This is a genomic window from Pirellulaceae bacterium (assembly GCA_019636385.1).
In the GTDB taxonomy this organism is placed as follows: domain Bacteria; phylum Planctomycetota; class Planctomycetia; order Pirellulales; family Pirellulaceae; genus Aureliella.
On sequence record JAHBXT010000001.1, the window covers coordinates 200,760 to 212,809 of the forward strand.

Consider the following 12,050-nt stretch of genomic DNA (forward strand, 5'->3'; position numbering starts at 1 on the left):
TTTAGGCAACCAATCCCATGACGGACCAGCATTTAACCCAGCACGACTTTGATTACGTGATCATTGGCAGCGGTTTTGGTGGATCCGTTTCCGCTCTGCGACTGTCTGAAAAAGGCTATCGTGTGTTGGTCTTGGAAAAGGGAAGGTGGTTTTCGCAGCCGTCGGATTTCCCTAAGACCAACTGGAATCTGCGCAAATGGATGTGGGCACCCAGGTTGGGGCTCAAAGGTCTATTCAAGTTAACCTTTTTTCGCCACGTAGCCGTTTTGAGCGGAGTGGGCGTTGGCGGTGGCTCGCTGGTGTATGCCAACACGCTACCGGTTCCCAAATCACCGTTCTTTCAGTCGGGATCGTGGCAGGGACTGGCTGATTGGGAAAATGAACTCCAGCCCTTTTATCAATTGGCCAAGCGCATGTTGGGGGCGTCCGAACATCCCTATCTCAGTCGCGGCGATCGCGTGATGCAGGAACTGGCGCAGGAAATGGAAATTCCCCATGCGTTTCATAAGACGGATGTTGCAGTGTACTTCGGTCAAATCGGCCAGACAGTTCCCGATCCGTACTTTGGCGGACAAGGTCCCGATCGCACCGGATGCAATCTATGCGGTGGCTGCATGTTGGGATGTCGCTACAACGCTAAGAATACGCTCGACAAGAACTACCTGTATTTGGCTCAACGTCTCGGCTGCACAATCCAAGCCGAGACGGAAGTCTACGACGTTGTGCCGCTGAGCGCAGACGGCGGCAACGGCTACAGAATCCAATACAAGGATTCGCTGGCGCTGCTGCCGCGCAGGGGCCAAGTCACGGCAAAAAACGTCGTGTTTGCGGGCGGCGTGCTGGGAACGATGCGCTTGTTACTCAGGCTGAAAAAGACGTCGCTACCGCGTCTATCGGCAGCGTTGGGTAGGGGCGTGCGCACTAATTCGGAAAGTTTGATTGGCGTTACGACGTACGACAAAAAGAAATCGTTCTCTGAAGGCATCGCCATCGGCTCGATCATCCATATTGACGAAAACCGACATATCGAACCGGTCAAATATTCATCGGGCGCGGGCTTCTGGCGCTTGTTGATGGCACCGATGGTGACCGGACGCTCGCTGTTTAGTCGCAGTTTCAAGATGGCACTCGACTTCGTGCGGCATCCAATAAATAATCTGCGCGTCTTTCTGACCGACGACTGGAGCAAGCGGACGCATATCTTGCTGTACATGGAAAGCATCGACTCGACGTTGCGATTCAAATCGTCACCGACGGGCGGCTTGATGACGGAATTAGAAGACGGTCCGCCGCCAACTGCGTTCAATCCCGTTGCCCAGTCGATAGCGCGCCGCGTGGAAAAGATAGTCGACGGTAAGGCGATGGTTATCGCCAGTGAGACGCTGTTTGGCATTCCCACCACTGCCCACATCTTAGGTGGAGCCTGCATGGGCGCCGGGCCTGATCAGGGAGTCGTCGATCAGTACAATCGCGTATTCAACTACCAGAACATGATGGTTTGCGATGGCAGCATGATTTCGGCAAACATCGGCGTCAATCCTAGCTTGACCATCACGGCACTGACCGAACGCGCGATGAGCCATATTCCGCCTAAGTCAGGCGACGCGCAGCAGTCGCGATCGCAAGCTGGCTATCCGCTGACAACGATTCAACCTGTGGCAATTGGCCTTCCACCAGCGGCGGAACAAGTCGAGTCGAATTAATCGTCAAATCCAATTGGCCTGTCCCTGTAACGGCTGTCGGAGTCCATTGGCTTCCAGCGTTGGGGCAGGCCTGTTTTGTTGTTACTTAGGAAAACCGTAATTGACATTGGCGGTAGAAAAATCTTCGTCGGTCAGCCCCACATTCAGCTCGACATTCAGGTAGGTGTACTCTTCTTCCAGCTCGGGAGGCTCGCCCGGCTGGGGAGGCCAGATGTAGGCTGCGAAGCGAATCGGCACACCCCACTGATTGTCTATAAAAATCTGGGCCAGGTGATAGTCCAGGCCTGGCTTGGGTTCAGGGTGGGTTATCTGAATCAGCTTGCAATGTCTTTCAGCCACTAGTTGGTTTTCGAAAAACTCGACCTGGCATGGCCCTAACTGCCGGTCGCGTTCTCCTTTCTCGATCAACTTTTCTGCCAATTTCAACATGCCGATGTCGGTGATCGGGTATTTGTTCCCCATCATGGCCTGTCTTGCCTCTGATGGAAATGGAATTTCTCGGTAGTTGAGTTAGCATACCCACTATCGGGAGGTGTTCCATGGGACAAACAAGACGTAATTTTGGTGCAGAGCAGAAGGCGGAAGTGGTCCGTCGGCATTTGAAGGACAAGGTAGCGGTCAGCGATCTGGCCGACGAGCTGGGCATTCAGCCGAGCCAGATCCATCAATGGGTGAATGCCGTTCTTGCGCAGGCTGAGCAGGCGTTTGTGGGTAAGGGTGGTCGTCGCGTGAAGTCGGCGGCGAAGCTGGAAGATGCCAAACAACGTCAGATCAAGCGGCTTGAGGAGAAGCTGCAGCTGAAGAATGAGGTGATCTCCGAACTCATGGAAGAGAACGTCAAGGCAAAAAAAGAAAATGGGGACCTGTGACTGGACGCTGGGTCCCCCATGATACGCGTGACTCGATCGTTGATTACCTGAGGTATTGGAGCGATCGAGCTGAAATTCCAATGAAACGCTTGCTGTTCTGGCTCGGACTGGCTGCCAGCAAGTTCCACAGCTGGAAGCATCGCTATGGTATGGCCAATGAGCATAATGGCCAGATACCACGTGATTGGTGGATCGAAGAATGGGAAAAGAAAGCCATCGTCGATTACCACGACCAGCATCCACTAGAAGGCTACCGACGCTTGACGTTCATGATGCTTGATGATGACATCGTGGCTGTCAGCCCGAGCACCACATATCGCGTACTGAAAGCTGCTCGGCGATTGGATCGCAAGAACAATCTGCCCAGCAAGAATGGCACAGGTTTCGAACAACCCGAAAAGGCCCATAAACATTGGCATGTTGACATCAGCTACCTCAATCTAGGAGGTACCTTCTACTTCCTGATATCGGTACTCGATGGCTACAGTCGCTACATTGTCCACTGGGAAATTCGCGAGAAGATGGAGGAGCAGGACGTCGAAGTGGTGGTGGCTCGCGCACTGGAAAAGAATCCTGGTGTCAAGCCGCGAATCATCAGTGACAATGGACCACAGTTCATTGCCAAGGACTTCAAGCTCTTTATCCGGATCTTCGGTCTGAGTCACGTTCGTACGAGTCCCTACTATCCCCAAAGCAACGGCAAGTTGGAAAGGTTCCACGGGATCCTGAAGCAGGAATGCATCCGACCTAGTTGTCCAGCAACGGTGGAAGAAGCAAAACGCCGCGTTCACGATTTCGTCGAACATTACAACAACGTGCGTTTGAATAGCGCGATCGGATATATCACTCCGGCCGACAAACTGGCAGACCTCGGACGTGTGATTGCCGCCGAACGCGATCGCAAGCTGGAAGAAGCGCGAAAGCGCCGCGAACTTGCCCGGCAAACGCAGCCGCGAGTTGCATAGTCGATGACGACAGATTAAAAACGAATGCAGTTGTACGGAGGATAGGGCTCTGCAGAGGTGCAACCTGAGCGCCGCACAATCGCGAAGTTGGAAGCTGGGGTGGCGCAAGCCGAGCTTGCGTCACTACCTCCCCTTCCAACTTTGCCCAAAAGCGAAAAACCTCCGCATGGATGCAATCAATTCTCACGCAGGATGCGTTCAACAACTCGCTAACTCTAACCCCTTGCAAATTCCGATTCCCGGTGAACCAAGACAGGCCAACATTCCGTCCGTTGGCAGCTTGAGTGTCAAACCGAACTGGTGCGTCAGCAGTTTGTCGTCGTTCTGACCACGAATCCAAATCACCTCGCGGCCAGCCGCAGAACTCGGCTCGACATTCCTCAAAAACACCGAAAACGGAATCGGCGGCTGAGCAGCAAAATCCGCGTGACGAATTTTGACCTGCATGTAATCTTCAGAGCCCAGTTTGCCTTTGATTCTTTCGCGTTTAATGATTTTAGCGGTGTAGTCGTGGATATCGCGTATCATGCGATCTCTCACTTGTCGAGCGAAATCAAGCGCGGGATCTAGCGGATGGACATCCGTGGGCAGACTTTCGGAGGGCGCACGCTGCGCTTGATCGGGCGCCTGATGGTATGGCTTGGTAATCTCAGATTCGGGAGCCACCTGCCGCCAACGCCACAACCATCCGCCGACGCCAACAGCTAGTAAAATGACCAGCGCCACAACCCAGCGTCCAGCTCGATTGCCAGTAATCGAACGAGTTCTTGGCCGCGATGATTCAGGCATGGTATGCTGACCGGGAGAGGTTTCTTGCAAGTGAGGGCGGAATGCCAGATATTGTAGGTGATCGACAGGCCCTTTGGCCACCATTGCAATGCAAAAACCCAAAATGCGGAACTGACTGTATGATTGACGTTAAGGTAGCGGGCCAAGTGGGCACAATCGTCCTGCAGCGACCGGAGCGCTGTAACGCGCTTGATAGCCAGATGCTGGGAAGGTTGGCACAGGCCTTGGGTGATCTGCATCAGGAGCGTCGAGTGCGCGGCATCGTACTGGCTGGAGCCGGTGCCCACTTTTGCGCTGGCATGGACCTCAAGCATTGGCACATGCAACTGAACCAAAACGACGCTATGCAGTACTGGATGGCCGACGCGCAGGCTCTACAAGCGCTCATTTTGCAAATGATGCAATTGCCCAAGCCCATCGTGGCTGCGGTGGATGGAGTGGCCATCGGCAGCGGATTGGCACTAGTCCTGGCCAGCGATTTGGTGGTGGCTAGTCATCGAGCCACATTCAGTGCAGCGACCAGCAAGCGCGGTCTGGTATCCGGTTTGGTAGCCCCCCTAGCGGCGTTTCGCGGCGGTGCCTCGCTAGCCGCCAATCTACTGATTGGTGGCGCACAATTGACCGCGTCAGATGCCAAGGTACATGGGTTGGTGCATCACGTCGTCGATGCGGAAATGATCTGGGTGCGAGCTGTCCATTGGATTGAAAAGATAGCGGAAGGCGCTGCCGAATCTACTCTGATGACCAAACGCGTCCTGAATGAAATGGTCGGCGAGCAACTGGCGTGTCAACTGGCATCCGGTGCCGCCGCATTAGCCACGTCACTCACGACTGAAGCGGCCGCCGAAGGACTTGCAGCCTTCGTCGACAAACGTCCAGCTCAGTTTCCTAGTTGAGCAGTCACTTCAGCCATGATCTCCTGTTCGACGTTTTCACTCCAGCTCGATGGCAGGCCGTAGTAGATCATCGCGGTGGCTCCTTCGTAACCGCCCTCCCGCAGCACGCGCACGGACGGGATATAGGCCATCACGTCATTGGCATACCCGGTGACCCAGGTCCGCGAGCCGTGGAATTGCGATTTAATTCTGGCAGCATAGTCAACCACAACTTCGCCGCCCAAATGCACCCACTGTGGGCCAGCCTGAAACTGCCAGGTCTGAACGGGATAGGGATAGGCGGGGCTGAGTGGCTGACCAGCATCAACATCCTCCAGCAGCAGTTGAGCCCGCATCTTTTCGTAAATATTGGCGGACTGCGTCTGCTCGACCAACTGTTCGCGACTTGGGATGTGCGCAAATGCTAGTGGAACCTCGCGATATTGATGGCGAATTGGTCCGGTAATCACCTGCAGCTCATGGGTTCTCAGTACGGATTGCACAGCTACGGCAAGCTGTTGGCCGTAATGCTGAGCAAGCTCTTCGGTGCGCCGTGGCAACGGATTTTGATCCGCTCCGCAGCCAGCCCAAAACATAGCGGTACATCCAGGATATTGTTGTTCGAGCTCCGCCTGCGCAAATCCCGGATAATCTCCAGAGATGCGGTAGCCGGATAGGACCGTTGCATGGCAAGCATAGCCGAACACGATAGCTAGTGGCGACTGCTGGGCGCTGGTGACAACCAAGACCGGCACGCTATGATCGACCGGGCCAACCAGTTGCCCGGCAGTTCGCAATTTGGGCACTTCAGGCTCAGCGTTATTGCGGCGATTGGTTGCGAAGGTCGCCGTGCCGCTACCCCAGGACAGTGCGGCGGGCTGGCGGCTGTCAACCGCCTGCTGAGCCGCCTGCAATATCTGTTCTTGCAGCCAACCGCTGTAATCCACAATCTGCTGCTGTTGCCCAGCACTCAACTGATAGGAATACATGGGGCGCAGGTTTTTGCCAACCACCGGCCCAGAGTGCGTATGTGACGTGGACAAGACGATTTGACTGCGCTGCAGCCCGTGTCGCTCTTGCAAGCGCTGGCAAATCTCTTGGGACAGCTGACGATTGATGCCAACCAGGTCAAGGGTTACCAGCAACAGCCGATTCTCTTGAGCGTCCTGCAGGCACAGCGCTTTGGCCCACAAGTCCTGCAGCACATCTTGGAACGGCGCATTGCGGCTGGCATAGCCCGCCATCCACATCGGTTCACGTGGCGTAATTTTCGCACGACCAGTGCCTACGTGCCACTGCGACAGGTTCGTTGCCGCATCAGGCGGTGCACTTGAATCTTGTGGGCCGCCAGCGCAGGCAGTGAGACTGCACGCAATCAGGACGATACACAGCGCGCCGATGGTCACTGCGCAATTCACCCTCGGCCAAAGTTTCCAAATATGTTTGTCAGATAGACGGAAGTTGTGTGCCGCCTGGATCAACTTCGATGTAAGCGACATGGGTGCCTCGTTGTGGCAGTGCATTCACCAGTTAGAACCACCGCCTACTGTAGAGCACGCAACGTCCCGCGCCCAGTTACCGCGCAGTTTTATTGGGTCTTTACAACGAAAATCGGTCAGCCGGCAAAATACCGACTGACCGATAGTGTGTCTTCAAATTTGGATTGAACCAAACTTTAGCAATCGACTAGAACGTGAAGATCATATCGGTACCGAAAGTCGTTTGTACACGACCTCGTTCCAGTCCGATCAAACCGCCCTTGTCCCAGTCCCAGCGCAGCTCGGGACGGAACAACATATTGCTGCCCACACGGTAGTTAAAGCCGGTCGTATAGGCATAAATATCATTGGACGATACAGCCCCGAACACGCCTCTATCGACATTATACCATTCGATGCGATTACCCCACACGAGGTTATCGGAGACTTGGTACAACAGATACTGGTTCAAGTCGAACGTCTTTCGCTCGCGAGCACGGCCAGTTCGATCTGTATCCAGCACATCCGTCCAGAAGACGTAGGTCAGCTTGTCGGACAGCTGACTGGTGATGATGTTGCTGAACATGTAACCTGTTTCGTCATTGTCGCCCTTGCCGAAGCGACCTGCGACGACACTTGAAGTTACCGAAGTGTTGTCAGTCAGCTTGACAGTTGCGCCACCCAGGTAGGCGTCACCGTTGTCCTGGAAGCCGCTATCCCAGCCCATAACCCAGCCGTTGAAGACGGTGATATCGTCAGACATCTTGTACGACGACAACACGCCCGTATGTGTAAACGGCTCGCTGTTGTACATCGTATAGCTATGGGAGTAGAAGAAGTTGCCCGTGGCAGCTACGACTTCATAGCCGATGATCGTGAAGAATTTACCGACCTTCACTGAGAAGTCACCGGTAGCAAACTCTGCATACAACTGAGGAATTGCATGTCCGTAGATGCCATTATCCCAACTGGAATCCCAGTGACCATTTTCAGGAGCGACCCCGAAGGCCTGAGTGTCCTGTGCATCGACGCCATACAGATAGTCGATACGACCACCGACTCCCAATCCCTTGCTGCCATCCGCTACGCGCTCAGCGAACACCCACGCTTGATGCAGACGGACATTGTCGGAATGGTTGTTGAATATGCCGGGGTTGTCGTAGGTGTGATAGCCCACGGAACTCCAGCCTCCAATATTGAACCCGAGGATACTGCGCTGAATTAGCTTCCACGGCTCATCGCTACCTCCAGCAGAATCGCAGCCACCATCACAGCTTGCTGCGCCGCATCCAACGGCTTCGCATCCGCAGATGGGCGAATCGCCACAGGAATACGCAGTAGGAATGACCGCTGCATACTCACTGGGATACTTGGCAGATGAGCGGGCCGAGTCAGTCGCTCGCATGCTGATTCCACCGGCATGACTCACGGCTGACTGAGCATTGGCAAACTGAGGCCAAGGCGCCAACGCCGCAACAAATAACAATAAACGGAACTTTGAGACTTTCACTTCTACCCTCCTTGGAGAATTTGATCTTTGCGGTCCGTTACGTCGCTTTGCGTGATCTCGACCACAGACCAAGCCAGGCAGACCATCCCTGCGCGACTCGTAAACGGGCGTTTACAGAACTATTTTCGGCAGCTTCCACAGACAGCAGGATGCAAAAGAACCTGATTACTCCAATGTTCAACACGTGATTTTCGAGGTTGATCCAGTTAGGTAAAGTTTGCAGGCGCAAGTGCCTCGATTTGCTGTCAAAGACCTTGACTGCGACCGCCGTTTCCAAGTGAAAAACATCTCGAAGCCCAGCCAGCCCGGCGCTCCAGTACAAGTCGCCTACTGGCTGCCACAGCCCGAGAAAAGCTTTGCTAGCGAAGCCAGATTTGGCTGGTAGAATAGTGTCAGCCGAGCGGATTATGCATGGACCGCTGGCGATCCAATGTCCTCTCAGTCAACGTATTGGTGTCCTGTCTAGAAACCTATTGGTAATGTCGCCCGCAAAGTCCAATAAATCAAATTCTGAATCCGGCCGGGCGGCCCGTAAAACGTCTTTAAGACAGCAGGCCTCAACCGATCACTTTCGGCTGGTTGCGGATGCCACCTACGACTGGGAATCATGGCATCAGACTTCCGGACAAGTCATGTGGATCAACCCAGCCGTGGAGCGCATCACTGGCTACACGGTCGCCGAATGCCTGGCCATGCCACGTTATCCCTTGCCGCTGGTCTATGAGGGAGACTTGGCGCGTATCTCTGAGCTTTACGCCGGTTTTCAGAACGAAACCTCTGGCAACGATATCGAATTCCGAATTCGACATCGCGATAACCACGTCGCCTTCGTAGCTATCTCGTGGCAACCCATGTACGATCGGCGCGGACGCCATTTGGGCTGTCGCACTAGCATCCGCGATATTAGCGAGCGACAAGAAATGCGAGGTCAAATCACGCGCTACAACGAGCATTTGGAACTGCTTGTCAAAGAAAAGACCGAAGAACTTCAACAACTCGAACGACGCCGCGCGCAATTGGAAAAGCTGGCGGCACTCGGACAACTGGCGGCGGGTGTGGCTCACGAAATCAATAACCCGCTGGCCGGCATTCGCAACGCTTTTCAATTGATTCGCTCGGACCTAACGCCAGGTGCCTCAAGTTATCCGTTGCTGGATTTGGTCGACCGTGAAATCGAACGTCTGGCAGGCATGGTGCGCAATATGTTTCAGACCTTTCGCCGCGAGGCGGAGGCACCCAAGCCATTTGAATTGGACGAGGTCGTCAGGCAAGTGGTGCAAATGCTGCACAGCACCGCAGCCGGGCGTAGCGTTCGCTTGGAGCAGGCCGATCATGGCAAATTGCAGGTCAACTTGCCGGAAGGTCAAGTCAAACAGATTCTGTACAACTTGGGGCGCAATGCCATACAGGCGTGCGAGGCTGGCAAATCGGTTCAGTTTTCCGCGTGTTGCCAGGATGATCGTGTGTATCTATCGGTGGCCGATCAGGGATCAGGCATCGACGATGATAGCTTACCGTTTATTTTTGAGCCCTACTTTAGTACCAAAGGTACATTGAATGAACCCTCGATGGGCTTAGGGCTTTCGATTTGTCGCCGGTTGGTTCAGTCGCTAGGAGGGCAAATACGCGTAGAAACTCAGGCCGGAGTTGGCAGCCGTTTCACTGTTGAATTACCGGTCAGCCAAAGTGTTCCGATTGTGTTAGAATCTAGTCAAGATGCTGACCACGCTGCTGCGGCTGCTGGCACTCCGCACATTCTGTGAGCAGATAATCGACTTCGAGGCACCCTCCGCAATGGAATTGACTGGACAAAGAATACTAATCGTTGATGACGAGCCTCTGTTTTTGCAGACGACTTGCCAATTGCTGCAGAAGGAAGGGGCCAATTGTCAGACCGCTGTGGATGCAGCCACCGCACTGTTGGCACTGGCCAACGCCGACTTCGATTTGATCCTGACCGATTTGAATATGCCCGGAAACTTGCGGTGGGAGCTGCTGCAAGCTGGACGACAACGCTGGTCCCATGTTCCGATGATTGTTATTACTGGCGTCCCCTCATTGCCGTCGGCCATCGAGAGTCTTCGGCTGGGCGTGACGGATTATCTGCTTAAACCAGTTGGATTTCCGGAGCTGTTGGCCAGCATCCGTCGCGCCCTGGCGGCGCGACCGGTACCAAGTGACAGCGACCATGTTCGTCCGCTGACAACATCCCAGCCCGTGGAGTCGGACGAGATCATCGGCAATAGTCCAGCCATGCGTGAACTCAATGGTGTGCTGCAGCGCATCGCTCAGACCTCAGCACACGTGCTCATCTCCGGCGAAACCGGTACTGGCAAGGAGCTGGCAGCGCGCGCCATCCATCGCCTCAGCACACGACAAGCGAATCCGTTTGTCGTCGTCGATTGCAATGCGGTCCAACCGAGCGACGTGTCGGCCAGCCTGTTTGGAGCTGGTGGCCCAGGCCAACCGCTTCAAACCGGCATGCTACTGAATGCTAAAGGCGGTTGCTTGTTTCTGGATGAAGTGGCTGCCCTGCCACTTTCTTTTCAGCCGAAGCTGCTGCGGGTCGTGCAGAATCAAGAATTTGTTCCACCTGGATCACAATCACCTGTGCCGATCGACGTGCGATTTATTTCGTCGACACAAAGCTGTATTGAGACGGAGGTTGCGGCAGGCCGCTTTCGACAGGATTTATATTACCGGCTGGGCGTTCTATCGCTTCGACTACCGCCGCTTCGCGAGCGCGGCGATGATGTCTTGCTGTTGGCCCAACATTTTTGGAAGCTGGCTCGTCCCATCGACGGCGACGCCATACAGCTCACGCGCTCGGCCCGGTCAGCGCTCTTGTCATACCAGTGGCCGGGCAACGTCCGTGAGCTTCGCAATGTCATACAGCGCGTGGCGACGCTGACCAACGACAGCATCGTGACCATTGACGATTTGGCTGGCGAGATCGCCACAGCCATCGGTCACAAACCGGCCGCTGAGCGCCAGGCTGCAGAGGATCCAACTGTTGCTGCCGAGCCACTGAGCGACACAACCTTTCATCAGCGGCGCGCAAAGTCTGAGCGAGAGTATCTGATGGAATTGATGGAAGCCAACAAAGGCAACGTAACTCAAGCCGCTCGCCGAGCCAACATGTCGCGGCAAGGATTCCACAAGTTGCTCAAACGCCACGGCCTAGCCGCCGCCAACTTCCGATCGGAAAACGAGCGTTAGTGCGCTTGCCGCAGTTTGCCCACAAATCATTGTGCAATGGCGGGCCGTAGGCTGCGGTCGCAAATCTGTCATCGTTAACGCATACGAGCCGTCGCCATCGGCTCGATCAGCGTGCCTGAAAGAGTATGGCTATAGTTGTGCCGTGTGCGCGATAATGTTTGCCGACGTGTACGGCGAAATCGGAATCAATTTCATCCACGTTCACCACAACAATCCGATTGCTGCCCGAAGGAAAGAATATCGGATCAACCCGGCATGGGATCTGACACCCGGTTGTCCAAATTGCCACGTAATGCTGCATACAGGCGATCCGCCACTGACGATCAAGTAACTGCGCCGCATCACAAATCAAGCATCGGGCAAATAAACGGCGCGCAATGCGATGCACCCAAGTCGCGGACCTGCCGGTGCTTGATGGTACATTTACTCGCCGCGACTGGGGGATCGCCGGCATTATCCACATCGGAGTTGAACTCGCATGGCACAAATCGAACAACTCGAATGCACCGGCTTTTCAGACAACAATCGGCCGCCAAAGCTTTGCCGACACGGGCAATTGTTCGGGAAATCTTTTCGCCGAGCGATAGATCTCGGCAGCACGGATGACTCATCGTTCTGGGTTGTCACGATTCGAGACGTTGA

The 12,050-nt window shown here is 54.7% G+C and carries 10 protein-coding genes; 6 read left to right on the top strand and 4 right to left on the bottom strand.

Going from position 1 to position 12,050, the window contains the following annotated elements; genetic code table 11:
* Positions 1-17: 17 nt before the first annotated feature.
* A complete protein-coding gene (locus KF752_00770) occupies positions 18-1,703 on the top strand; it encodes a GMC family oxidoreductase (protein MBX3420064.1) in 1,686 nt (561 codons plus the stop codon).
* 81 nt (positions 1,704-1,784) lie between these two features.
* Here KF752_00770 and KF752_00775 read toward each other — a convergent pair whose 3' ends face one another.
* Positions 1,785-2,168: a DUF1571 domain-containing protein gene (locus KF752_00775; GenBank protein MBX3420065.1), complete on the bottom strand. Its 384-nt coding sequence runs from the start codon at positions 2,166-2,168 to the stop codon at positions 1,785-1,787.
* 74 nt (positions 2,169-2,242) lie between these two features.
* On the opposite strand from KF752_00775, the gene KF752_00780 reads away from it, so the two are divergent.
* Complete coding sequence (locus tag KF752_00780) at positions 2,243-2,572, top strand: transposase (GenBank protein MBX3420066.1); 330 nt, start codon at positions 2,243-2,245, stop codon at positions 2,570-2,572.
* A gap of 80 nt (positions 2,573-2,652) precedes the next feature.
* Positions 2,653-3,537, top strand: a complete 885-nt coding sequence (locus tag KF752_00785; protein ID MBX3420067.1) for a DDE-type integrase/transposase/recombinase — start codon at positions 2,653-2,655, stop codon at positions 3,535-3,537.
* 198 nt (positions 3,538-3,735) lie between these two features.
* Here KF752_00785 and KF752_00790 read toward each other — a convergent pair whose 3' ends face one another.
* Entirely contained in the window at positions 3,736-4,326 is a 591-nt protein-coding gene (locus tag KF752_00790; protein MBX3420068.1) for a DUF1571 domain-containing protein, read from the bottom strand.
* A gap of 119 nt (positions 4,327-4,445) precedes the next feature.
* Between KF752_00790 and KF752_00795 the strand changes: the two genes are divergently transcribed.
* Complete coding sequence (locus tag KF752_00795; GenBank protein MBX3420069.1) at positions 4,446-5,222, top strand: enoyl-CoA hydratase/isomerase family protein; 777 nt, start codon at positions 4,446-4,448, stop codon at positions 5,220-5,222.
* On the opposite strand, the gene KF752_00800 is transcribed toward KF752_00795, so the two are convergent.
* A complete protein-coding gene (locus KF752_00800) occupies positions 5,207-6,700 on the bottom strand; it encodes a neutral/alkaline non-lysosomal ceramidase N-terminal domain-containing protein (protein ID MBX3420070.1) in 1,494 nt (497 codons plus the stop codon). The genes KF752_00795 and KF752_00800 overlap by 16 nt on opposite strands.
* A 187-nt stretch (positions 6,701-6,887) precedes the next feature.
* Positions 6,888-8,084, bottom strand: a complete 1,197-nt coding sequence (locus KF752_00805; GenBank protein MBX3420071.1) for a porin — start codon at positions 8,082-8,084, stop codon at positions 6,888-6,890.
* A gap of 584 nt (positions 8,085-8,668) precedes the next feature.
* Here KF752_00805 and KF752_00810 point away from each other — a divergent pair.
* Positions 8,669-9,952 (top strand): PAS domain S-box protein, encoded by a 1,284-nt coding sequence (locus KF752_00810; GenBank protein ID MBX3420072.1) that lies wholly within the window; start codon positions 8,669-8,671, stop codon positions 9,950-9,952.
* Positions 9,906-11,408, top strand: coding sequence for a sigma-54-dependent Fis family transcriptional regulator (locus tag KF752_00815; GenBank protein MBX3420073.1), 1,503 nt, complete (start codon positions 9,906-9,908; stop codon positions 11,406-11,408). Before KF752_00810 ends, KF752_00815 begins: the two co-directional genes overlap by 47 nt.
* Positions 11,409-12,050 lie beyond the last annotated feature (642 nt).

What these genes read in the sequence shown, in the direction of transcription:
- KF752_00770 (MBX3420064.1), top strand. Translation starts at nt 18, where the DNA reads ATGACGGACCAGCATTTAACCCAGCACGACTTTGATTACGTGATCATT.
- KF752_00775 (MBX3420065.1), bottom strand. Translation starts at nt 2,168, where the DNA reads ATGATGGGGAACAAATACCCGATCACCGACATCGGCATGTTGAAATTG.
- KF752_00780 (MBX3420066.1), top strand. Translation starts at nt 2,243, where the DNA reads ATGGGACAAACAAGACGTAATTTTGGTGCAGAGCAGAAGGCGGAAGTG.
- KF752_00785 (MBX3420067.1), top strand. Translation starts at nt 2,653, where the DNA reads ATGAAACGCTTGCTGTTCTGGCTCGGACTGGCTGCCAGCAAGTTCCAC.
- KF752_00790 (MBX3420068.1), bottom strand. Translation starts at nt 4,326, where the DNA reads ATGCCTGAATCATCGCGGCCAAGAACTCGTTCGATTACTGGCAATCGA.
- KF752_00795 (MBX3420069.1), top strand. Translation starts at nt 4,446, where the DNA reads ATGATTGACGTTAAGGTAGCGGGCCAAGTGGGCACAATCGTCCTGCAG.
- KF752_00800 (MBX3420070.1), bottom strand. Translation starts at nt 6,700, where the DNA reads ATGTCGCTTACATCGAAGTTGATCCAGGCGGCACACAACTTCCGTCTA.
- KF752_00805 (MBX3420071.1), bottom strand. Translation starts at nt 8,084, where the DNA reads ATGCGAGCGACTGACTCGGCCCGCTCATCTGCCAAGTATCCCAGTGAG.
- KF752_00810 (MBX3420072.1), top strand. Translation starts at nt 8,669, where the DNA reads ATGTCGCCCGCAAAGTCCAATAAATCAAATTCTGAATCCGGCCGGGCG.
- KF752_00815 (MBX3420073.1), top strand. Translation starts at nt 9,906, where the DNA reads ATGCTGACCACGCTGCTGCGGCTGCTGGCACTCCGCACATTCTGTGAG.